We start from the raw sequence: 21,749 nt of genomic DNA on the forward strand, positions 1-21,749 counted from the left end.
GGAACTGAATATTTATATGAATGGCTCATTTTTGATCTTTTATAGCCACTTTTAGTATATAGTGGATTATAAATGACCCTTTATTGAGAGAGCTATTATGGCCCTGACTCACTCTCTGCTTGCGCCTGGCGAACTGGCCCAGCAGGTCGGTGCCAACGCACGGGCAGCCCGATTGGCACAGAACCTTTCCCGTAGAACTTTGGCGCAGATGGCGGGTGTTTCCGAGTCCACTATTAAACGATTCGAGTCTCATGGGCAAATAACCCTCGAAGGACTTGTACTCATTGCCACGGCACTAGGCGCGACAGGTCAAATTGCCGAACTATTCAAGCATGAACACCCAGTTTCACTTGAAGAAATCAAACGGACAGGTCGCACTCGGGGGCGAAAATGAAGCGGATCAACACCGTAGAGGTGCTGCTATCAGGTAATCCAGTAGGGGAGCTGGTCGCTAGTCGACAGGGGATCTACTTTGCCTATTACCCCCAATGGGTGGCGGAAGGCTTCAATTTGTCGCCCTTGAATATGAATTTTACTACTCAACCACAAAAGGCGGCTGATCCACTTCTTTTTGCTGGTCTGCCGGGGGCATTTGCTGACTCGCTGCCAGATGGCTGGGGAATGCTGCTCATGGATCGTTATTTTCTTGCCGAATATGGAAAAGACCGGAGAGACATTTCTCCTCTTGACCGGCTGGCTTATATGGCCGATAGGGGAATGGGAGCGCTAGAGTATCGCCCCGTTCTCGAGCGTACCGTCGATGAAGACAATATCGACTTGGAACAACTTTATCAGGCCTCTCATGCTGTCTATGAAGGTGAGACTTCATCGACTCTGGACGCCCTAAGATTGGCGGGTGGTTCTCCGGCCGGTGCCCGGCCCAAGGTTGTCGTCGCTTTGTCTCCTAATGGACGTCATTGCAGTACCTCGTTCAAAGACCTTTCGGCGGGCTACCAGCACTGGCTAGTGAAATTCCGCGCACCCAACGAGCATCGGGACACTGGTGCCATTGAGTACGCCTATTCATTGTTGGCAGAGCTTGCTGGGGTGAAAATGGCTGAGAGTAGGCTGATTGAGATCAACTCTGCAACGGGCATCGAACGTTTCTTTTCCGCTCAGCGTTTTGATCGCAATGGTAATAGCAAAATTCACATGATGACGGCTAGCGGTATTCTCTATGCTGATTACAGCGCCCCATCGCTGGACTATTCAGACCTGTTGAAGGCAACTAACGCGTTCACCCGCCATTCAGAAGACGTTGAGCGAATGGCGAGGCTGATGGTGTTCAATGCCCTGACCCACAACCATGATGACCACGCAAAGAACTTCGCTTTTTTGCATGATCAGGGGCGGTGGACGTTGGCGCCAGCTTATGACCTTACTTATGCCCCTGTTCGGGGATACGCAGATGAACACACCACCTCTATCAGCGGTGCAGGCGTGGCTACCCGGAAGAAGCTAAAACAGGTGTGTGCACCCTTTCGGTACTTAGATCCGGATCTCTACATTGAGCAAACCCTTGATGCCCTTGCTGGGTGGCCGACCCTTTGTCATGAATTAGAGATCGATAACCAGCAGCAGAAGCTTATTCAGCGCGCCTTTGACGAAAAATACCAACGCCTTGGATAGCACAAGAGTAGTCACTTTCGACTAGAGGGAGGCAGCGGGATTACGCAAAACAAGAAAAAGCCTGCTAGGATGGGTGTGTTAGCTCATGGGTAAGCAACCCATTGATTTCCCCTGAAACGCAAATAAGCAAGGAGTGCCCTATGCGTAATATTATCTACATTATTGGCCTGATCGTCGTTGTGCTGTTCATTCTGTCGATGCTTGGCCTACGCTAAGCCTCAAACAATAAGCCAAGCAAAAAACCGCCCACTAGCGAAAGCTAGGGGCGGTTTTTTTATGCGCAGTCAGCAGCACCCTGACCAAACATATCAAACATCAGCTCGCGACCAAGGCTGGTCAGTACAAAGCGGCCATAGTCATTAAAGGTGGCGGCTTCACTAGCTTCCATCACTTGCTGGCAGGTCGCCCAGGTGGGCGCAGCTGTGCTAAGCGCGACAAGTTCACGGTGGGCTAAGCCGCGCTGTGGCAGGGTAATGGTTTCTAGCACATGGCCGTGGTCGTAAAGCAGTTCAGCGGCAATCGACAAACATTGGCGAAGGCTACGTTGAACGTTTGCCGTGGTAGAAAGCCGATAAGGTAACGGCGCGGGCCGTTCAGTAAGCTCGGGAGGCATCGTATGATCTCCTGCAGTAAGCACCAAATTGGGCTTGTTGCAGTGCATTATAAACCAAGGTCGATGTTAGACCAAGGTCTATAATGCGGACGGCCATTTCTGCTAATCCATTATCATCGCCACATGCGATCATATTCTTCCGGTAATCCCCCCGAAAAACCAGAGTGTTCAAAAGTAGAATTTTCCGTAAGCTAAGCGCAGGGAGATTCTGCATGAAAAAATCACGTTTTTCCGACAGCCAAATACTGTCAATTCTCAAGCAAGCCGAAGGCGGCGCACCGGTTCCAGAGCTATGTCGTGAGCATGGCATGAGCAGTGCGACTTTCTACAAGTGGCGAGCTAAATTCGGCGGCATGGATGCGTCCATGATGGCCCGGCTGAAAGAGCTAGAGGATGAAAACCGACGGCTCAAGAAGATGTACGCTGAGGAACGAGTGAAAGCGGACATCCTCAAGGAAGCCATCGAAAAAAAGTGGTGAAGCCGTCTCGACGCCGTGAGATGGCGCAGAAAGCCGTCAATGAGAAGCGCATCAGTATTCGGCTGGCTTGCTGGATGTTCAGCATCAGCGAGACCTGCTATCGCTACCGGGCCAAGCTCAGCAGCGAGAATGCCGAGATCGCCGACTGGCTAACCCGGTTGACCCATAACCAGCGAAATTGGGGCTTCGGCCTGTGCTTTTTGCACCTGAGAAACGTCAAAGGGTTTGGCTGGAATCACAAACGGGTTTACCGAATTTATCGGGAACTGGAACTGAACCTGCGGATAAAACCCAAGAAACGCCTGGTTCGTGAACAGCCGGAGCCATTGGCAGTGCCGGAAATGATCAATGACAGTTGGTCGATGGACTTCATGCACGACCAGCTCAACGATGGTCGCAGCTACCGGCTGCTGAATGTGATTGATGACTTCAACCGCGAAGGCCTTGGCATCGAAGTAGACTTCTCGCTTCCGGCAGAGCGTGTTATCCGATCACTGGAGCAGATCATTGAGTGGCGGGGCAAACCGCGCTCTATTCGCTGTGACAACGGCAAAGAAACCACTCACTACGATGGCATGTTTAATCAGCGGGATTTGTACAAAAAGCGCCACTTGGCGGGGTTTAGCCCCTTCAAGCTTGGCGGCTTCAACCAGATCCTTGGGCACGCCCTGCAGGGCGGCAATATAGATCATCATATGGAAGCCAAAGTACTTCCAAACGATCACGGTCATAATCGCCGGAAACGCCCACTGGTGATCGGCCAACACATACACCGACTCCTGGCCCATGGCATGCAATAGCGAACTGGTAATGCCGTAGTCGCCGTCAAAAACAAAGCTCCAGATGAGCCCCGCGGCCACTTCCGCCAGTATATAGGGCAGGAAAAATACCAGTCTAAACAGGGTATTGGTGGGCGTTTTACGGTACACCAGCAGTGCTAACCCCAGTGCCAGGGGCATCTGGATCAGTAACGATACCAGGATCAGTTTGGCGGTATTCCACAGCGCGGTATGAAACACCGAGTGATCGAGCAGGCGCTGATAATTTTGCGCGCCGACAAAGTCACTGGGCGCACCGTAGCCATTCCAGGAAAAGCCGCTGTAATAGACAGCATCCGCGAGCGGCAGAATGACGAACAGCGAAAAAAGGATTAACGCCGGTGGAAGCAGAATCAGCAGCGCGGTGAATTTACCGCTCACCAAGCCTTTCTTCACCCGGTCAGCATTCCCTCTCCGCGGCACGGCGGTTCGGTCAAGCGTGGTCATGGCAAACTCCGAGGCAGAGCGTGGATGAGCACGGGCGGTAACGCGCGTGCTCTTTTAGCGGGTGGATCATCTAAACTGCCAGGCCTCTTCAACCCGGGCGGCGGCCTCTTCGGGCGTCACGACGCCTTGCGCCAAATCACCGCTGATATCATTAATCGTCGCGCCGACAGACGTACCCAGCGCTTGGTCCAGAAACACCTGATGAAACTCGGACTCATCAAGAATTTCTGCAACGCGGCGAGCATAGGGCGTTTCAAGCGCTTCAGCGGAGCCCTCGGCAACCGGCACAAAGATCCCTGTCGCGGCGGCTTTACGCTGGTTGTCGGCATTGAGCAGAAAACGCAGAAAGTCGACCGCTTCATCGGGCGCATCACGGGTGACAGCAAAACCGTTCATCCCGCCAAAACTCTGTGCGTTGCCCTCACCACCTTCGACCTCTGGAAAAGGAATAAACAGCAAGTCGTCATCCGGGACACCCTCGCCACTGACTGAGCGCTGCTTGGAAGGAAGATAATCCCAGTCACCCATCACGTGGAAGGCAGCCTCACCATCGCCAAACATCCCGCTGGCGCGCTCGTAGGAAGTGGCCATAAAGCCGGGCTGAAAAGGGTCGAGCTCAACAAGCGACTGCAGCATTTCACCCGCGCGTACAAACGGTTCGCCGTTAAAGCCGCCGTTATCACCGCTTTTAGCCGCTTCAATGCCGTCGCCACCAGCGAGGCGGGTGACTAAAGAGCCCCAATAGAAGTGCAGCGGCCAACCATCCTGGCCACCGACCACCAGCGGCGTTATGCCCTCTTCCCGCAGCGCTACCACGGCGTTTTCAAAATCCGCCCAGGTCTTAATCGCTTGCGCATCAACTCCCGCCTGTTCTGTCAGGGCAGTGTTCGTCCAGATACCCACCACCGTGGCGTAGAGCGGCGCGCCATAGACGCGATCATCAAGAGTGAAGGCGCGTACCGCGGACTTAGGGTAGATATCCTGCCAACCATCGCGCATCGGCTCGCTCAGGTCGCGGACAAATCCCGCGTCGACCTGATCGCGCAACCCCTCACCGCCCCAGGTGTAATAGATATCCGGGCGCTGGCTGGACTGCAGCATGGTGGGCAGGCGCGTTTTGTACGCCTCGTTGGCAAGGTATTCGAATTCGACATCAACGTCAGGGTGCTCCGCTTCATAGGCGGCAACCACTTCCTCGTAGTAGCGCTTTTCGGCGCTGCTGCTCTCAATCCTTAGCACCGTCACCGTGGTATCGGCGGCTGCGGTGACTGACCCCAAAGCAGCAACAGCGGCAACAACCAGCGCCAAGTGACGAGGGCGTGAACAGGGCACATTGTATTTGTTAGTTAAGTGCATGAAATTCTCCTAATGTTATTTTAAAGCTTGTTGTTGAGTCATTCCTCAAGCCCAGCCCGCGTCCACCGCCAACTCCTGGGCGGTGATGGCCTGGCTTTCGGCACTGGCTAAGAACAGCACCGCAGGGGCAACATGCTGGGGTTCAAGGCGCATTTTTAGGCACTGGCGTTGTTGGATGGCGACTTCGTCGCCGGGGCTAATCCATTTTTCGAGCTGGCGTTCGGTTATTACCGAGCCAGGCACCACGGTATTAACGCGGATATTGTGCTCACCCAACTCCCGGGCCAGGCTGCGGGTCAGGCCGTGCGCCGCCGCTTTGGCGGTGACATAAGCGGGCAAACCACCTAACGCCATCTGCACGCTGACCGAACCAAAATTAATGATCGACCCCCCGCCCGCTTTAATCATCTGTTCCGCCGCCGCCTGGGCGGCAAAGAACATCGGGCGCAGGTTGAGCGACATACGCTCATCCCAATAGGCAACATCCACATCCCGCCAAGAGTGGCGGTCATCGTTGGCGGCATTGTTCACCAGTGCATAAATCGGCCCGATATTCTGGCCAGTCTCAGCGATAACTTGCTGTAGGCTTTCCACGTCGCGAATATCACAGTGGTGATAGCACGGCGCTTCACCAGTCTCGGCGCGGAGCTCATCGACCAGCGCCTCGCTGGCCTCATCGTTAATATCGACAAACACCACCCGCGCGCCCTGAAGGTGAAAGGCTCGGGTAAGCGAGGCGCCAATGCCGCTGCCGCCGCCGGTAATAAAGACCACACGCTTTTCAAGGCTTGTATAGCGCGCTGAGTGCTGATTCATATCTTTTCTCACCTCTTTCTTCTTTATAAGCGTGTTTTAACCGTGTATTAGATATCCACTCACTTGCTTACCGGCTGCGGACGAAGCTGGCACGCGTGCACATCGCCCGCTTACCGGTCGAGAACAAAGTCGAATAACACTTGGGTTACACCAAATGAGCAGCAAAGTTTGCGCGCGGATAACAGCATAGGACCACCTGATAATGTCTGTTGTTATTGGGCTAGGGGTCTTATTAACATCGATTGCTTTAGGGTAATGCTTGATTTACTTTAACCCTTAAAATAAATACCTGCATATGCAACTTAGGTCGCATTTTGTGTTTTTCTCAACTCGAAATATAACGGCATTTTTTTATGGCTCTTCCGTCGACTGATACCAGCCGCCATGACAACACTCTGGCGGTCATTCGGACCCTGCGAGACCAAGGTCCGGTTGCGCGTGTTGACCTGGGTGCGCTGAATGGCATCAGCTCAGCAACGGTGACCTCCATCAGCGCTGAGCTGCTCCAGCAGGGCCTGATCACTGAACGCCCACCCGAAACACCCCGCCCCTCCGGGCGGGGACGGCCCAAAACGCTGGTTGAGCTCAACCCGCAAGCAGCCTGCGTGGTATGCATCAAGCTATCGATTAATGAAATCCAACTGGTGGTGGGCGATTTTTCAGGCCAGGTACGCCATAGCGAGCACCACGCGGTGCCCACCCTGACGCTGAGCACCGACGACCTGGAAGCACTGCTGGACAACATGGTCAACGCTGTTTGCGCGCAACAGCTAAAGGGATTTCAACGCTTGGCGGGGATATGTTTGGCAGTGCAGGGGGTAGTCTCGTCGCAAAGCGGTACGATTATCTGGTCCCCCGCTTTAAGCTTTCGTAACGCGCCAATATCGGCACGTCTTGCCGAGCGTTTTCACTGCAGCGTGCTGCTGGAAAACGATGCCAACTGCATCGCCAGCGTACTGGCGGCACAGCCCGCCTACGCAGACTGCCCCAACCTGGTGGTCATAATGCTGGGCTACGGCATCGGGATGTCGGTGCTGATTAACGGCGTGCCTTATCTGGGCGCCAATGGCTCAGCGGCGGAGTTTGGACATAGCAAATACCAACCGGATGGCGCCTTGTGCGCCTGCGGCCGACGAGGCTGCATTGAAGCTTATGCCAGCGACTACGCGCTCTACCGCGCCGCCGCCGACCATTTAAACCTCCCCTCTGGCGACAGCGCCCACCCCTCCGAACAACAGATGCAGGCGCTGACCCAGCTGGCGTTGAACGGCGACCCTGCGGCGCAACGCATCTATGCCGAAGCAGGCCGGGCGCTGGGTATCGGTATCGCCAATGTGCTGGCGCTGTTTAACCCCGATCTAGTGTTGATTACCGGTTCCGGCGTGCGTGGTTTTGAAGCCATGCAGGCCACCATGCATCACGCCATTGATGAAGCCCTGGTGGCCGAACTGAGAGGCACCACCCGCATCGAAAGCTGCGCCTGGGGTCGCGACATGACCTGCATGGGCGGCATCGCCATGGCGCTACACGCTACCGATGCCCAGACGCTATCGGAGAGTCAGGCCAGCGCCGTCAGTTAATGCGAATGACGCGGTACATCAGACCCGCGGCACCCCACCAGGAAGTCGAAGTCGCAGCCTTCGTCGGCCTGCAGCACATGTTCGATATACAGCTGACGATAACCGCCCTGGCTGGCGATCAGCGTCGAGGCGGCGGTGGGGTCGCTTTCGGCTAAGCGCGAGGCCAGCTCTTCGTCACTGACCTCCAGATGCAGTCGGCCGCTTTCGCAGTCGAGCTCGATCCAGTCGCCGTTACGTACCGCGGCCAGCGGGCCACCGGCGGCGGCTTCAGGTGCCACGTGCAAGACCACGGTGCCGTAGGCGGTGCCGCTCATGCGGGCATCCGAAATACGCACCATATCGGTAATCCCCTGGGCGAGGATCTTGGGCGGCAGGCCCATATTGCCCACCTCCGCCATGCCGTGATACCCCCGCGGGCCGCAGTGTTTCATGACCAGAATGTCGTTGGCCTCCACGTCCAAGTCCGGGTCGTTGATGCGCGCCTTGTAGTCGTCGAAGTCTTCAAACACCACCGCACGGCCGCGATGCTGCATGAGTTCGGCGGTGGCCGCCGAGGGCTTGAGCACGGCACCATTGGGGGCGAGGTTGCCGCGCACCACGCAGATGCCGCCGTCCGCGGTGAGCGGGTTATCCAACTTGCGGATCACTTCGTCGTTATACAGCGGGGCGTCCTGAACGTTCTCCCAAAGCGTTTTGCCGTTGACGGTTAAGGCGTCCTTGAACGGCAGTCGGTCAGCTTCACCCAGGCGCTTGAGCACCGCTGGCAGGCCACCGGCGTAGTAGAACTCCTCCATCAGAAAGCGTCCGGAAGGCTGCAGATCCACCACCGTAGGGGTACCGCGCCCCACCCGGCTCCAGTCGTCCAGGGTCAGATCCACACCAATACGCCCAGCAATCGCCTTGAGGTGAATCACCGCGTTGGTGGAGCCGCCAATCGCCGCGTTGGTACGGATGGCGTTGTCGAAGGCTTCCTTGGTGAGGATCTTGGAGAGCCGCAGATCTTCATTGACCATTTCGACAATCCGATTGCCTGACAAATGGGCGAGCACGTAGCGGCGAGAATCGACCGCGGGAATCGCCGCATTGTGGGGCAGCGAAGTGCCCAGCGCTTCGGCCATGCAGGCCATGGTGGAGGCAGTACCCATGGTGTTGCAGGTGCCCGCAGAACGGGACATACCCGCCTCGGCGGCCATAAAGTCGTGCAGCGATATTTCGCCTGCTTTGACCTGCTCGGAGAGCTTCCACACCACGGTGCCGGAGCCGATATCCTTGCCCTTGTGCTTGCCGTTGAGCATCGGCCCGCCGGTAACCACGATGGTGGGAATATCACAACTCGCCGCGCCCATCAGCAGTGCAGGAGTCGTCTTGTCGCAGCCCACCAGCAGCACTACCGCATCGATGGGGTTGCCGCGAATCGCCTCTTCCACGTCCATGCTGGCCAGGTTGCGGGTGAACATCGCCGTGGGGCGCAGGTTGGATTCGCCGTTGGAGAACACCGGGAACTCCACCGGGTAGCCGCCCGCCTCCAGCACGCCTTTCTTCACGTGCTCCGCCAACTTGCGAAAGTGCGCATTGCAGGGAGTCAGCTCCGACCAGGTGTTGCAAATGCCGATAATCGGCTTGCCCTGAAACTCATGGTCGGGAATGCCCTGGTTTTTCATCCAACTGCGGTACATAAAGCCGTTTTTATCAGCCGTACCAAACCATTCAGCGCTGCGTAGTGGACGTTGACGTTGGCCCATGAAGTTAACTCCTTGTTTTAGTTCGGTGACAGCTGACGGCCTAGTGGTATGTGTCGATGGCTGTTTTGAATTTGCACGACACTAAACCACCTTCACAAGATAGTCGACCATACAAAAGTATATGTTGAACAATTGCTCTTAATGTTCAACATTACTCCTTCCATATGGGTCGCTGACCCCGTTCACCTCCACTTTCTCCACAACAAGAATCTTGAGGAATAGTGCCATGCTCACATCGAAATACAGTTTGCTACTCACTGGCTCAGCGCTGCTGCTCGGCCTTTCAACGGCTCAGGCGGCCGAGTACGAGTGGAAATTTCAGGCGTCAGAAACCTCGGGCGAGCCCAGCTTTAAGATCAAACAGGAGTGGGCTAATAAGATCACAGCAATGACCGATGGCCGTGTTGAGATTGAGGTAATGCCGATTAACGCCGTGGTTGGCCCCACCGAAACGCTCTCGGCGGTCAGTGCCGGTATTCTGCAGGGCCATATGACCGACCCCAGTTACTTCTCTGGCCAGGATCCCGCGTTCGGCATGCTCGGCAACCTTGTTGGCGCTTGGCAGAATCCCTACGACTTCTTGGAGTACATGAAGTACGGCGGCGGCGAAGAGCTGTACAACGAACTAGTTGAACCTTATGGCGCGCATTTGATCAGCGCAGCGACCTTTCCGCTGGAGTCAGTACCCTCCACGGTACCTATCGAATCCATCGCTGATTTTGAAGGGCTAAAAATCCGCGCTCCACAAGGGATGGTCTACAACATCTTCGAGCGCATTGGCGCCACGCCCGTCAATCTGCCGGGCTCTGAAGTGTATACCGGCTTGGAAAAAGGTGTGATCGACGCCGCGGACTCCACGGTGCTCTCCAATAACGACGCCATGGGCCTGCACGCCTTCGCCCCTTACCCGCTTTACCCTGGCTTTCACTCCATGCCGATGATCGCTGTCTCGATTAACAAGGACATCTGGGATGGTCTGTCCGAGGAGCTACAAACGACTCTAAATACTGCCTTTGATGGCATGGCGTATGACCTGATTGCGCGCCTCAAAGAGCAGGATATTGAGACCCTGCAGCGGCTTCAGGATGACCCAGACGTTCATCCCTTCAACTTGCCCGAAGAAGAGCGTCAGAAATTCCGCACGGCAGCTGAGCAAGAGTGGAAAGAGTGGGCGGGTGAAAATGAGATGACCCAGAAAGTCTATGACTCGGCGACCGCCTTTTTGCGCTCGCGCAATCTGCTCTAACGCCCTGTTCTCAATTCTCTGCTCTCAACTCTGCCTCATTAACTTAACCAACGCATCGCTCGGGAAACATCCCGAGCGATGCGCGTAGAGTCGCGCCATGTCTCAAAAAACGCCTGACAATCAACCCTCTTCGCCGGACACACAGGATCTCCCTGAGATCCTCGAAGCGGTGGAGGAGGCATCTCCTGAACGTAATGCGCTTGATCGATTGATCGCACGTGGCGGCCACGCTGTTTCCTGGTTGGTGCTGGTGGCAATGGGTATCAGCGTCGTCGAAGTCTTTATGCGTTACGGCTTTAACAACCCGACCTCGTGGGTGCACGAAACCGTGGTGTTTCTAATCGCCGTCATCTTTGTGCTGGGCGGACCAGCGGCCATGGCGCGCAATAGTCATATCCGCGTCAAAGTGCTCTACGACAGCGCCGGGCCACGCTTGAAGTGCTGGATGGACCGCTTCAACGACCTGCTCACCCTGATTTTCTGCCTGTCAATGAGCTACGCCGCTTTTCATATGTTCTGGGGAGCGTCGCATAACCCGCTTGGCGAATGGTCGCTGGAGCGCTCCGGCACCTCTTGGAATCCGCCCTTTCCCGCCATGGTGAAGGGCATGATTCTATTTGCCCTGGCATTGATGACCCTCCAGGCCACCCTGCACCTGTGGCAATCGCTTAAGGCGAAGCCCGACACCACCACTGAGGAGCCTCGCTGATGGATATCTCAACCGCAACGATCCTCATGGTAGGGGCAATTTTCGCGCTGCTGGTCACCGGTCTGCCGCTGGCGTTCATTACCGGCTTGGTGGCGATGGCGTTCACCTTCGGCTGGTTCGGCGAAGCGGCGCTGCCGCTAGTTACCAGCCGCGTCTATGGTTTTATCACCGAGTATTCGCTGGTAGCGGTGCCCATGTTCGTTTTGATGGCATCGCTGCTGGATCGATCCGGCATCGCTAAAGATCTGTTCAACGCCATGCGCGTTTTCGCTGGCCGCTTGCCGGGCGGCGTTGCTGTGCAAACCATCGTCGTGGCGTTTTTCCTGGCTGCACTCTCGGGCATTATCGGCGGTGAAATCGTACTGCTGGGGATTTTGGCGTTGCCGCAAATGCTGCGTCTCGGCTATGACAAGCATCTCTCCATCGGGGTAGTGTGTGCCGGTGGCGCCCTGGGCACCATGATGCCGCCCTCAATCGTACTAATTATCTACGGCCTGATCGCCAGCGTATCGATTGCCGACCTGTTCGCCGCGGCCGTGACGCCAGCGGTGATTCTGATGGGCTCTTATATTGCCTATGTTCTGGTGCGCTGCTTAAAAAATCCAGCCCTAGGGCCGCCGTTGGATAAAAATGCTCAAGATAACCCCTTCGCCACCAAGCTGGATGCGGCGAAAGCCATTTTGCTGCCTGCGCTGATTGCCTTTTTGGTGCTAGGCACTATTTATGGTGGGGTCGCCTCGGTTACTGAAGCAGCGGCCATGGGCGTCTTCGGTGTACTGCTTGCCACCATTATTCGCGGCGAATTCACCCCAGGCATGCTGCATCACAGCCTCGGCCAAACCATGAATACCTGCGGCATGATCATCTGGATCGGCATCGGCGCCGCCGCTCTGGTGGGGGTCTATAACCTGATGGGGGGCAATCGCTTTGTCTCAAGCTTGATTCTGGGGCTTGATGTAGCGCCGATTGTGATTATCCTGGTAATGATGGCGATTATGCTGGTGCTAGGGCTATTCCTCGATTGGATCGGGATTGCCATGCTGGCCCTGCCAATCTTTCTGCCCATCGTTATTCAGCTCGGTTTCGACCCGATCTGGTTTGGCATTCTGTTCGCCGTCAATATGCAGGTGTCGTTCCTGTCACCGCCCTTCGGGCCCGCCGCTTTCTACCTTAAAAGCGTGGCACCCCCGGATATCAGCCTGAAGGATATTTACCTATCCGTACTGCCCTTTATGGCTATTCAGCTGTGTGTACTCGCGGCGCTATTGATGTGGCCGCAACTCGCCATCTGGCCGCTTTGATAACGACTACAATAGGTTTCATAAGGAGATCACTATGCGACTGATTCAGTGTGACTACCAAGGCCAGGTTCGCGCCGCGCTGGTAGAGAGTGAACAGCAAGTTAGGCTGCTCGACTGCGACACCTATACGCTCGCCAATCGAGCTATTAACGCGGGTCAGTCACTTAGTGACTCAGTGACCGCCGCGCTGACCGACACGCGTTTGGATTACCAAGCGTTAGTAGACGATAAGCACCTGCTGCCGCCATTGACCCATTCCGATCCAGCGCACTGTTTGGTGACCGGCACTGGCCTCACCCACCTGGGCAGTGCCGACACCCGCTCGGCAATGCACGCAAAAGCCCAAGCCGCGGAAGAAGACCTAACCGACTCCATGCGTATGTTTAAGCTAGGAGTGGAAGGCGGCAAACCCAACGCGGGCGAGATCGGCGCGCAACCGGAGTGGTTCTACAAAGGTGATGGCCAGTGTGTGGTAGCACCGGAAGCAGCGATCCCGTCGCCAGCGTTCGCGCAAGATGCTGGCGAAGAGCCCGAACTGGCAGGCCTTTACGTGATTGGCAAGGACGGTCTACCCTGGAGAGTCGGGTACGCGCTGGGCAACGAGTTTTCTGACCATGTCACCGAGCGCTTCAATTATTTATGGCTGGCTCACTCCAAGCTACGCGCCTGCAGCTTTGGGCCCGAGCTGTTGATTGGCGAGCTGCCAGCCCATTTAGAAGGCTCTAGCTCGATTCAACGCAACGGCGAGACCGTATGGGAAAAGCCTTTTTTGACCGGCGAGGCCAACATGGCTCACAGCCTGGCCAACCTTGAATACCATCACTTTAAGTACCCAGGTTTCCGGCGCCCTGGCGATATCCACGTACATTTTTTCGGCACTGCTACGCTAAGCTTTGCTGACAACATCAAAGTACGCGAAGGCGACCGCTTTGAGATCCATATTAACGAGTTTGGCCGGGCTCTGCGCAATCCGCTTCAGGTGGAGGCAGACGCACCGGCGGTTACCGTTCAATCGCTTTAACTCAGTCTTTGTAACACAGTCTTTTTAACACAACCGCTTTAATACCATTTTTTAGCACCAGCAGGAGGTTATATGAATTTGGAAGGCAAACTACTGATTGGTCAGCAGGCCGTTAGCGGCCAACAGGCTGACATTCAAGCCGTTAATCCCGCCACCGGCGAAACGCTAAGCCCCGCCTACCCCGGCGGCAGCAAAGCCGAAGTCGAACAGGCCTGTGCATTAGCCGAGGCAGCGTTTGATAGCTATCGCGAAACCGGCCTAGAGGCGCGGGCAACGTTTCTTGAGACGATTGCCGCTGAAATCGAAGGGATCGGTGATGAGCTGGTTGAGCGCGCCATGGCCGAAACCGGCCTGCCCCGCCCGCGTATAGAAGGCGAACGTGGCCGTACCTGTGGCCAGCTTCGTCTGTTCGCCTCGGTAGTACGCGCCGGAGAGTGGCTGGATGTGCGTATCGATCCGGCCATGCCCGACCGTGAGCCGCTGCCCCGCGCCGACTTGCGTCAGCGCCATATAGGGCTAGGCCCGGTGGCGGTGTTTGGCGCCAGCAACTTCCCGCTTGCCTTCAGTGTGGCCGGTGGCGATACCGCCTCCGCGCTGGCGGCTGGCTGCCCGGTCGTGGTTAAAGGTCACTCTGCCCACCCCGGCACTTCCGAGCTGGTAGGCCGCGCCATTCAGCGCGCCGTGGCCAAATGCGAACTCCCTGAGGGCGTTTTCTCGCTGCTGTTTGGCTCGGGCCGCGAGATCGGTCAGGCACTGGTCGCTGACCCGCGTATTCAAGCCGTTGGCTTTACCGGTTCACGCAGCGGTGGCACGGCATTGATGGCCACGGCCCAAGCGCGGCCACAGCCGATCCCTGTCTACGCCGAAATGAGTTCGATCAACCCGGTATTCCTGCTGCCCGAAGCACTCAAGGCGCGCGGTAAAGCGATTGCCGAAGGGTTTGTCGGCTCGCTCAACATGGGCGCTGGGCAGTTCTGCACCAACCCTGGGCTGGTCATTGCGGTGGAAGGCCCTGAGCTGGATGCTTTTGTTGCGGCGGCCGGTGAAGCCGTTAAGGGTAGCGCAGGCCAAACCATGCTGACGCCGGGCATTCATGACGCCTATCAGCAGGGCGTAGGTCGCCTCGCAAGCCATGCTAAAGTAACCGAAGTGGCGCGCGGCCAGGCCGGTGAGACAGCTCACCCCTGCCAAGCGGGCCTATTCGTTACCCAGGCGGAGGCGTTCCTGAGTGACCCGGCGTTACAAGAAGAGGTGTTCGGTTCCACATCACTGGTCATCGCCTGTGCCGATGCTCAGGAAGTAGCACGTGTGGCGGCTCAGTTGGAAGGCCAGCTCACCATTACGCTGCAGATGGATGACGGTGACTTGGCGACTGCCAAGCAACTGCTGCCGACGCTAGAGCGCAAGGCGGGACGCATTCTGGCCAATGGCTGGCCGACGGGCGTAGAAGTATGCCACGCCATGGTACACGGCGGCCCTTATCCGGCGACGTCAGATTCACGCACCACCTCGGTGGGCAGCGCGGCGATCTTCCGCTTCCTGCGCCCGGTGTGCTACCAGGCGCTGCCGGAAGGCCTACTGCCTGAGGCGATTCGTGATGGTAACCCGGCTGGCGTATCACGCTTGGTCGATGGTAAGCGTGAATAAACCAGCGTCACTCAAGACGTTACTCAATGAAGGCGTCGGTGGTTTCTCGATGACCGTATAGAAACGCATCGGCGACTTGGCGCAGCGGGGCAACATCCACCTCGCTGCGCCTGCTTGCGATTAGCTCAGCAAAACGTGCGTAGAGGCCTTGGTACTCGCGCTCTTCGGCTTCCACCACGAGCTCGCCGTCAATCATCAAGCAGCAGCCGCCTTGGGTAAGACTCAAGCGACTGCCATCACTACTCTCGACATGCATATCCCAGGTGGGCGGACCGCTCTGACGAAAGTCAAAGGCTGCCGCAATGGCTGCGCCTTCAGGGTCTGTAAAGGAGAGCTCCGCCGCAATCGGCGTTTGCGCATTGCTCGGCACTAGCAGCCGCGCTTGTTGCAGAAAAAACGGTTGAGGTAGGATTTCGGTCGCAATCGACAGCGCGTTAATACCGGGATCAAACACGCCCATGCCACCAGGCTGCCAGATCCATGCCTGACCCGGATGCCACACCCGCACATCCTCCTTCCACTCGATCTCAACCCGCTGCACCTGACGGTCGGCTAACCACTGCTGTGCGTGCGCTACGCCGGGCGCAAAGCGCGAGTGCCAAGCCGCGAACAGGCTGACGCCTTGTTGCTTAGCGCAGGCAATTAAGTCCTCTACTTCACTTAACGTCGCCCCTGGCGGTTTTTCCAGCAGTACGTGTTTACCGCGCATCAACGCTGCTCGCGCCTGTGAATAGCGCAAATGCGTTGGCGTACAAATGGCGACGGCGGTAATGTCAGGATGTGCGTCAAGCATCGCCTCCAGGCCTTGATAAGCGGGTAGATCCGGCAGTGAGGCGTGGGGGTCTGCCGTGGCAACAAGGTGGCAGTTTGGAGTAGCGGCGCTTGCCGGTAGATGTTGGTCGCGAACAATCTTGCCCACGCCCACCAGGCCGAGCTTAAAGCCAGAGCTGAAGTCAGACATACGCTTGCCTTTGTTTTAAGGGAAAAATCGTTTTAAAGGAAGAATCGCTTTAAAGGAAGAAACGAACCCAAAATCGCTTAACTGAAAGTGGCTAAGAGGGGTCAGGGTCAATGCGTGTTATGAGGCAACTCGACACTGCGGCCCAGTGAGCTGGCGCTGTGCTCTAAGCCCAACGCAGCGGCGGTGCCCGCCAATACAGCCTGAGCCGCTAAAAATGCTTCGCGGGGACGGCGCAGGCGAATGCTCTCCATCAGCTGACGATGACGCTCCAGGCTTTCATCGGGGTCAACGGCATTCTCATTGGACATGGATACCAGCATAAAGATAGAGGGCCGCAGGATATGCGATAGCTGCGCCCAAACAATATTGTGGGTCGCTTTGAAGATCGCCTCATGGAAGGCAACATCGCACTCGCTATGCAGCCGCCGCTCCTCTTCGCAGGTAGCGTTGCGCAGGTTCTGCCCTAACCCTTCAAAGGCTTCTTCGATGGCCACCAGATCCCGCGCCTTGGCGCGCTTGGCGGCGGTCATCGCCACATAGGGTTCTACATCCAAACGAAAGGCGAGGATTTCGCGCTGTATTTCCGGATTGGGGGCGGCGTAGCGGGTCAGCCAGTCGGTCACCTGAGCGTCGAGAATATGCCACTCTGAATACTCGCGCACTTTGGAGCCGTGTCCAGAGATACGCTCGATAATGCCCGCCTCCACCAGTTGGCGCAGGTCGCTACGCACCGCTGAGCGATTGATCGCAAAGCGTTCGCATAGATCCATTTCACGCGGTACAAGGTCGCCGGGGTGATAGCGCCCGCCGAAGATCTCCTCGGCGAGGTATTCGGCGATACTGGGGCGAGCAGCTGGCTTGCTGAGAGATGACGTCACTACGTTAAGACCCTATTTCGATTCCTGCCCATCATAACGTACTTGACCGATCTACTGTTATCGGTGAAGCGGGTTCAAATCCGGCGCGCATTCTTAGTTCAAGTCGCCGTTCATAAAGGCCCTTCGCACTCAGTGTGCCCAGTACCAGAACGCCACCGACCATAGCGATCGGCGCGGGTTGTTCACCTATAATCCACCAGGCTAATAGCGTCCCCACCACCACTTCAAGCAATAGCAGTAGGCCAACTTCCGCAGAGGGTAGATAGAGCGGCCCGCGCTGCAGCAGCGTCACCCCGCAGGGCACGATAATCAGACATAGCAGGATCACGACGGCGAGCTGGTTGCTACTAGGCAGTGTGATTGATTCGCTCCCTGTCAGCCAAAAAATTCCCGCAACGCTACCGACGACAAGTCCGTTAAATACCAGCATCGGACTCATATCGACGCCCGGTCGCGTGCGGCAAAGCGTGAAATTAATCGCCAGGGTGGTCGCTGCCATCAAGGCAAACGCGTTCCCCACCCACGAGCCTGCGCCCGCATCGTCCAGCGCGATCATCGCAATACCGACCATGCAGAGACAAATCGCCAGCCAAGTACGCCTGGGCAAACGCTCCTTGAGAATAATCCAGGAGAGAACGGCGGCGATAATCGGCGAACTGGCCAATATCATCAGCACGTTGCCTGCCTTGGTGTACTGGTTGCCCAGCACGAAGCCACAGGTGGTCAGGCTGAACAGCAGCGCCACGGCGATGCCGGTCCAACCACAGCGACGGTAGGCTGCCAGCGTGCCTCGGCCATAGCGCGCCAAGGCAATCAGCAGAAAACCCAGCCCGGAGAGAAAACCGCGCCACATCAGTATTTCCGCATCGGGTAGGTCAGCTACCTTGATCAGCAAGGCATCCGGCGCCATGATTATCGCGCCGCCGCCGGTCAACAGCAGCCCCTGCTGACGATGCGAAAAGGTACTCCAACGACTCATGTGTGGTAACGATTCCTTTAGTGATTGTCTCTAGGCGGATGCCGACGCGCGACATCGCGATACTTGGTGGCGGGCTCCAGGGTCATCCCGCGATCCAGCGGCTCGACCATACTGCGTTGGATTTCCTGCCAAGGAGTCTGGTGGCCGGGGTAGCGGTAGCCACCCTGCTGAGCTAAGCGCTCGCGGCGAGCTTCCAGCTCACTGGCTTCAATCAAAAGCTGTACCTCACCACGCTTGAGATCAACCCGCAGCCGGTCGCCGCTCTCCAGCAGCGCCAACCCACCACCCGTAGCAGCTTCTGGGGAGGCATTAAGAATCGACGGCGAACCAGAGGTGCCTGACTGACGACCATCGCCCAGGCACGGTAGCGATTCGATGCCCTGTTTGATCAGCGCCTCTGGCGGCTGCATATTGACGACCTCGGCACCGCCGGGATGGCCTACGGGGCCTGCTCCGCGCATCACCAGAATGGTGCGTGAATCAATGTTCAGCGCTGGGTCATCAATGCGGGCGTGGTAATCCTCCGAGCCGTCAAATACCACGACCTTGCCTTCAAAGGCTTCCGGGTCGTTGGGATCATTCAGGAAGCGCTCGCGGAAATCTCGGGAGATCACACTGGTTTTCATCAACGCCGAGTCGAACAGATTGCCCTTGAGATTGAGGAAGCCTGCATGATTCACCAGTGGATCGTTATAACGGCAAATCACGTCGATATCCTGGGTTTCGCGACCCTGTAGGTTATCGCCTATCGAGCGGCCATTCACCGTCAGCGCATCGCTGTGCAGCTTACCCGCCGTTTGTAACTCGTGGAGAATCGCGGGAACGCCGCCAGCACGATAGAACTCTTCGCATAGGAAAGCGCCAGCAGGCATAACATTGGCCAGCAACGGGATTTCATGACCCAGGCGCTGCCAGTCATCATTATTAATCTCGATACCCGCATGGCGGGCAATTGCATTGATGTGTACCGGTGCGTTTGAAGAGCCGCCCAGTGCGGAACACGCCACAATAGCGTTCTCGAATGCTTCGCGTGTCAGGATATCCAGCGGGCGCAGATCCTCCCATACCATATCGACGATCCGCGTTCCGGTGTCGTAGGCCACCATCGCGCGCTCTTTATAAGGCGCGGGAATCACCGCCGAGCCCGGCAGGCTCATGCCCAGCACTTCCGCCATGGAGTTCATGGTGGAGGCGGTGCCCATGGTATTGCAGTGGCCTATCGAGGGTGCCGAGTCACTAGCGCGGGACAGGAACTCGGCGTAGTCGATATCACCCGCTGCCAGGCGCTTGCGTAACTCCCAGATGATGGTGCCCGAGCCCACCCGCTCGGCGCCGCGCCAGCCGTTGAGCATCGGCCCGCCGGAAAGCACTATCGCGGGAATATTCACCGTTGCCGCTGCCATAAGGGCCGCTGGGGTGGTTTTATCACAGCCGGTGGTCAATACCACGCCGTCTAACGGGTAGCCGTGCAGCACTTCGACGATGCCCAAATAGGCGAGGTTACGATCTAACGCCGCAGTGGGCCGCCGAACATTCTCATGAATCGGGTGCATGGGAAACTCAAACGGCACGCCGCCTGCGGCGCGGATGCCGTCTTTAACCCGCTTGACCAAATCAATATGGTGGCGGTTACACGGGGTTAAATCCGAGCCTGACTGGCAAATACCAATAATCGGTTTACCGCTGGTCAACTCATCCAGCGTGATGCCGTAATTGAGATAGCGCTCAATGCACAGCGCCGTCGTACCGGGGTGATCAGGGTTATCGAACCAGTAGCGTGAACGCAGCTGCTCAGGCGTTATGCGTTGAAAATTGGCCATGGGGACACTCCACGCCTAAAGTAAAGGTTGTAAGAACGGTCGTAAGAACGGTTTTTATAAACCGTTCTTATAAACAAAAGAAAGATTGCCACGAAGGTACGCTTTCTTTACTGCGGCGTCGATACATACAAAAGTATATGTTGAACATATACGAAAAACGTTACACATTCACCTAAGGGTTGCGGTGCTGACACGTTAAAGCCAGCGCCGCTGCCAGACAACAACAACAGCCACCACGCTGTAGCTCGCTTAGAAGACTCCCTTAGTAAAGCGGCCTACAGCACGCCAGGAGAATGACGATTATGCATCATCTTTGGAAGCGCACTCTGTTAGTGACCGGCGCGACGCTGCTCAGCTCAGGCATGGTTTACGCGCAAACACCCGATTTATCCGACCCGCCGGAGATTGAGGGTGACACCGTAGGTGACCACGGTAGCGTCACATTACGCATGGGGCTTGGGTTAGCTGAAAGTTCGCCACAGTATATTTCCAGCCAGTACTTTGCGGATATTCTTGACGAGCGCAGTGAAGGGCGGATTACCGTCAATATTTTCCCTAATAGCCAGCTTGGCGATGACGTGCAGATGATGGAAATGCTGCAGACCGGCACGCTGGATATGACCTATCCTTCATCTTCTCCCGCCACGGGCTATGTGGAAGAACTGGCGGTTTTCGACCTACCGTTCTTGCTGCCCACCCGTGAAGCGGCAGTTAAGGCCATGCGCAGCGATGCTGCCCAGGAGATGCTCGACGCGTTCGATGGCACCGGCTTGAAAGCGCTGGCGTTCTCTGAAAATGGTTTCCGCCAGCTCTCCAATAGCGCCCGGGAAGTCACTTCGCCAGAAGATGTGGCGGGTCTAGATGTTCGCGGCTTGTCAATTCGTACCATGGAAAACCCGGTACACTTAGCCATTTGGGAAGCGCTGGGCGCCAACCCCACCCCCATGGCATTTGGTGAACTGTTCTCTGCCATGGAGCAGGGCGTAGTGGATGGCCAGGAAAACCCCTGGAGCACCATTCTGACGTCCAATTTCCATGAAGTGCAGGATTATGGCTCCGAAACCCGCCACGTCTATACGCCCTTCATTAAAATGATCTCTCAGCGTACTTGGGACGAACTCGACCCTGAATATCAGGAACTGGTTCAGGAAGCCGCGCTGCAGGCTGCCGATTACGAAATCCAACTCTCCAGCGAGTACGACGACTGGGCGCGCGAGCAGCTTGCGGAACGTGGTATGCAAATCACCCGTCTTAATGACGAGCAGATTGCCGCTTTCCAGGAAGCCGTGCAGCCTGTTTACGAAGAGTGGGCACCGCGCATTGGCGAAGATCTCGTAGCTGAATTCCAAGAGATTGCTGAATCGACAATGACTGAGTAGTGACGTATCACTGTTAGGCTTTCTGCTGCTTAACATTTGCTTACAGGAACAGGCAAGAGGTAAACACCTCTTGCCTGTTCTTTACTCATACTTGCAGTGTAATCATGGCTATGCCCACTAACACGGTTGCTTTGCTCTACGATTTTCATCACCAACCGCAGCAACTCGGTACTGAACAACACAGTGGCTCGGCATTTGATAGTCAATACTTGCCATATAACACATTATTGCGGCCCTGCTAGCAGAGCTCATTACCCTGATGTTGGCCAATGTGATCGGTCGCGCCCTGTTCAATAATGTAGTGCCCTAAGCCAATAAATTCGTGCGT

General features: G+C 56.5%; 18 protein-coding genes and 1 pseudogene. 10 read left to right on the forward strand and 9 right to left on the reverse strand.

Features of this window, described 5'->3' with window-relative positions; translation table 11 throughout:
- Positions 1-97 precede the first annotated feature (97 nt).
- Together ACXUPB_RS17820 and ACXUPB_RS17825 are read left to right on the forward strand one after the other, a co-directional pair.
- Positions 98-394 carry a helix-turn-helix domain-containing protein gene (locus tag ACXUPB_RS17820; protein WP_472953736.1) on the forward strand — a complete coding sequence of 99 codons (297 nt, stop codon included), beginning with the start codon at positions 98-100 and terminating at the stop codon, positions 392-394.
- Positions 391-1,629: a type II toxin-antitoxin system HipA family toxin gene (locus ACXUPB_RS17825; protein WP_472953738.1), complete on the forward strand. Its 1,239-nt coding sequence runs from the start codon at positions 391-393 to the stop codon at positions 1,627-1,629. The genes ACXUPB_RS17820 and ACXUPB_RS17825 overlap by 4 nt, the downstream gene beginning before the upstream one ends.
- A gap of 274 nt (positions 1,630-1,903) precedes the next feature.
- Here the strand turns inward: ACXUPB_RS17825 and ACXUPB_RS17830 are convergent, their stop codons facing one another.
- Positions 1,904-2,242: a hypothetical protein gene (locus tag ACXUPB_RS17830; RefSeq protein WP_179917289.1), complete on the reverse strand. Its 339-nt coding sequence runs from the start codon at positions 2,240-2,242 to the stop codon at positions 1,904-1,906.
- A 212-nt stretch (positions 2,243-2,454) separates the two neighbouring features.
- On the opposite strand from ACXUPB_RS17830, the pseudogene ACXUPB_RS17835 reads away from it, so the two are divergent.
- A pseudogene (locus ACXUPB_RS17835) lies at positions 2,455-3,278 on the forward strand (IS3 family transposase); the annotation flags it as partial.
- On the opposite strand, the gene ACXUPB_RS17840 reads toward ACXUPB_RS17835, so the two are convergent.
- From ACXUPB_RS17840 to ACXUPB_RS17850, 3 genes are all read right to left on the reverse strand, one after another.
- Positions 3,213-3,986, reverse strand: coding sequence for a carbohydrate ABC transporter permease (locus ACXUPB_RS17840; RefSeq protein ID WP_472953740.1), 774 nt, complete (start codon positions 3,984-3,986; stop codon positions 3,213-3,215). The pseudogene ACXUPB_RS17835 and the gene ACXUPB_RS17840 overlap by 66 nt on opposite strands.
- A gap of 66 nt (positions 3,987-4,052) precedes the next feature.
- On the reverse strand, positions 4,053-5,342 hold the full coding sequence (locus tag ACXUPB_RS17845; protein WP_179916931.1) for an ABC transporter substrate-binding protein: 1,290 nt from the start codon (positions 5,340-5,342) through the stop codon (positions 4,053-4,055).
- 45 nt (positions 5,343-5,387) lie between these two features.
- Positions 5,388-6,158, reverse strand: a complete 771-nt coding sequence (locus ACXUPB_RS17850; RefSeq protein ID WP_472953742.1) for an SDR family NAD(P)-dependent oxidoreductase — start codon at positions 6,156-6,158, stop codon at positions 5,388-5,390.
- Between the two features lie 353 nt (positions 6,159-6,511).
- Between ACXUPB_RS17850 and ACXUPB_RS17855 the strand changes: the two genes are divergently transcribed.
- Positions 6,512-7,738, forward strand: coding sequence for an ROK family protein (locus tag ACXUPB_RS17855; protein WP_472953743.1), 1,227 nt, complete (start codon positions 6,512-6,514; stop codon positions 7,736-7,738).
- Here ACXUPB_RS17855 and ACXUPB_RS17860 read toward each other — a convergent pair.
- Positions 7,735-9,480, reverse strand: coding sequence for an IlvD/Edd family dehydratase (locus ACXUPB_RS17860; protein WP_472953744.1), 1,746 nt, complete (start codon positions 9,478-9,480; stop codon positions 7,735-7,737). The two genes, ACXUPB_RS17855 and ACXUPB_RS17860, sit on opposite strands and share 4 nt — an antisense overlap.
- Positions 9,481-9,706: 226 nt before the next feature.
- On the opposite strand from ACXUPB_RS17860, the gene ACXUPB_RS17865 reads away from it, so the two are divergent.
- From ACXUPB_RS17865 to ACXUPB_RS17885, 5 genes are all read left to right on the forward strand, one after another.
- Entirely contained in the window at positions 9,707-10,726 is a 1,020-nt protein-coding gene (locus ACXUPB_RS17865; RefSeq protein WP_472953746.1) for a TRAP transporter substrate-binding protein, read from the forward strand.
- A 97-nt stretch (positions 10,727-10,823) separates the two neighbouring features.
- The gene (locus ACXUPB_RS17870; RefSeq protein ID WP_472953747.1) at positions 10,824-11,435 is read left to right on the forward strand and encodes a TRAP transporter small permease subunit; all 612 of its coding nucleotides are present in this window, start codon (positions 10,824-10,826) and stop codon (positions 11,433-11,435) included.
- Positions 11,435-12,736, forward strand: coding sequence for a TRAP transporter large permease (locus ACXUPB_RS17875; protein ID WP_472953750.1), 1,302 nt, complete (start codon positions 11,435-11,437; stop codon positions 12,734-12,736). Before ACXUPB_RS17870 ends, ACXUPB_RS17875 begins: the two co-directional genes overlap by 1 nt.
- Before the next feature lie 34 nt (positions 12,737-12,770).
- Positions 12,771-13,757: an AraD1 family protein gene (araD1, locus tag ACXUPB_RS17880; RefSeq protein WP_335596743.1), complete on the forward strand. Its 987-nt coding sequence runs from the start codon at positions 12,771-12,773 to the stop codon at positions 13,755-13,757.
- 72 nt (positions 13,758-13,829) lie between these two features.
- Positions 13,830-15,404 carry an aldehyde dehydrogenase (NADP(+)) gene (locus tag ACXUPB_RS17885; protein WP_472953752.1) on the forward strand — a complete coding sequence of 525 codons (1,575 nt, stop codon included), beginning with the start codon at positions 13,830-13,832 and terminating at the stop codon, positions 15,402-15,404.
- A 19-nt stretch (positions 15,405-15,423) separates the two neighbouring features.
- Here the strand turns inward: ACXUPB_RS17885 and ACXUPB_RS17890 are convergent, their stop codons facing one another.
- From ACXUPB_RS17890 to ACXUPB_RS17905, 4 genes are all read right to left on the reverse strand, one after another.
- Positions 15,424-16,365, reverse strand: coding sequence for a Gfo/Idh/MocA family protein (locus ACXUPB_RS17890; RefSeq protein WP_472953753.1), 942 nt, complete (start codon positions 16,363-16,365; stop codon positions 15,424-15,426).
- A gap of 107 nt (positions 16,366-16,472) precedes the next feature.
- Entirely contained in the window at positions 16,473-17,243 is a 771-nt protein-coding gene (locus ACXUPB_RS17895; RefSeq protein ID WP_008959424.1) for a FadR/GntR family transcriptional regulator, read from the reverse strand.
- Between the two features lie 31 nt (positions 17,244-17,274).
- Positions 17,275-18,222, reverse strand: a complete 948-nt coding sequence (locus ACXUPB_RS17900) for a DMT family transporter (protein WP_179916921.1) — start codon at positions 18,220-18,222, stop codon at positions 17,275-17,277.
- A 17-nt stretch (positions 18,223-18,239) separates the two neighbouring features.
- Positions 18,240-20,042, reverse strand: a complete 1,803-nt coding sequence (locus ACXUPB_RS17905) for an IlvD/Edd family dehydratase (RefSeq protein WP_472953756.1) — start codon at positions 20,040-20,042, stop codon at positions 18,240-18,242.
- A 302-nt stretch (positions 20,043-20,344) separates the two neighbouring features.
- Between ACXUPB_RS17905 and ACXUPB_RS17910 the strand changes: the two genes are divergently transcribed.
- The gene (locus ACXUPB_RS17910) at positions 20,345-21,421 is read left to right on the forward strand and encodes a TRAP transporter substrate-binding protein (protein WP_339934135.1); all 1,077 of its coding nucleotides are present in this window, start codon (positions 20,345-20,347) and stop codon (positions 21,419-21,421) included.
- The last annotated feature ends 328 nt before the right edge of the window (positions 21,422-21,749 follow it).

Source organism: Vreelandella sp. DA03-1M (assembly GCF_055725665.1).

Bases quoted from the DNA above. Each gene is read 5' to 3' on its own strand.
- ACXUPB_RS17905 (WP_472953756.1), bottom strand. From the start codon at position 20,042: ATGGCCAATTTTCAACGCATAACGCCTGAGCAGCTGCGTTCACGCTAC.
- ACXUPB_RS17865 (WP_472953746.1), top strand. From the start codon at position 9,707: ATGCTCACATCGAAATACAGTTTGCTACTCACTGGCTCAGCGCTGCTG.
- ACXUPB_RS17890 (WP_472953753.1), bottom strand. From the start codon at position 16,365: ATGTCTGACTTCAGCTCTGGCTTTAAGCTCGGCCTGGTGGGCGTGGGC.
- ACXUPB_RS17860 (WP_472953744.1), bottom strand. From the start codon at position 9,480: ATGGGCCAACGTCAACGTCCACTACGCAGCGCTGAATGGTTTGGTACG.
- ACXUPB_RS17900 (WP_179916921.1), bottom strand. From the start codon at position 18,222: ATGAGTCGTTGGAGTACCTTTTCGCATCGTCAGCAGGGGCTGCTGTTG.
- ACXUPB_RS17855 (WP_472953743.1), top strand. From the start codon at position 6,512: ATGGCTCTTCCGTCGACTGATACCAGCCGCCATGACAACACTCTGGCG.
- ACXUPB_RS17875 (WP_472953750.1), top strand. From the start codon at position 11,435: ATGGATATCTCAACCGCAACGATCCTCATGGTAGGGGCAATTTTCGCG.
- ACXUPB_RS17820 (WP_472953736.1), top strand. From the start codon at position 98: ATGGCCCTGACTCACTCTCTGCTTGCGCCTGGCGAACTGGCCCAGCAG.
- ACXUPB_RS17910 (WP_339934135.1), top strand. From the start codon at position 20,345: ATGCATCATCTTTGGAAGCGCACTCTGTTAGTGACCGGCGCGACGCTG.
- ACXUPB_RS17845 (WP_179916931.1), bottom strand. From the start codon at position 5,342: ATGCACTTAACTAACAAATACAATGTGCCCTGTTCACGCCCTCGTCAC.
- ACXUPB_RS17885 (WP_472953752.1), top strand. From the start codon at position 13,830: ATGAATTTGGAAGGCAAACTACTGATTGGTCAGCAGGCCGTTAGCGGC.
- ACXUPB_RS17830 (WP_179917289.1), bottom strand. From the start codon at position 2,242: ATGCCTCCCGAGCTTACTGAACGGCCCGCGCCGTTACCTTATCGGCTT.
- ACXUPB_RS17870 (WP_472953747.1), top strand. From the start codon at position 10,824: ATGTCTCAAAAAACGCCTGACAATCAACCCTCTTCGCCGGACACACAG.
- ACXUPB_RS17850 (WP_472953742.1), bottom strand. From the start codon at position 6,158: ATGAATCAGCACTCAGCGCGCTATACAAGCCTTGAAAAGCGTGTGGTC.
- ACXUPB_RS17825 (WP_472953738.1), top strand. From the start codon at position 391: ATGAAGCGGATCAACACCGTAGAGGTGCTGCTATCAGGTAATCCAGTA.
- ACXUPB_RS17840 (WP_472953740.1), bottom strand. From the start codon at position 3,986: ATGACCACGCTTGACCGAACCGCCGTGCCGCGGAGAGGGAATGCTGAC.
- araD1 (WP_335596743.1), top strand. From the start codon at position 12,771: ATGCGACTGATTCAGTGTGACTACCAAGGCCAGGTTCGCGCCGCGCTG.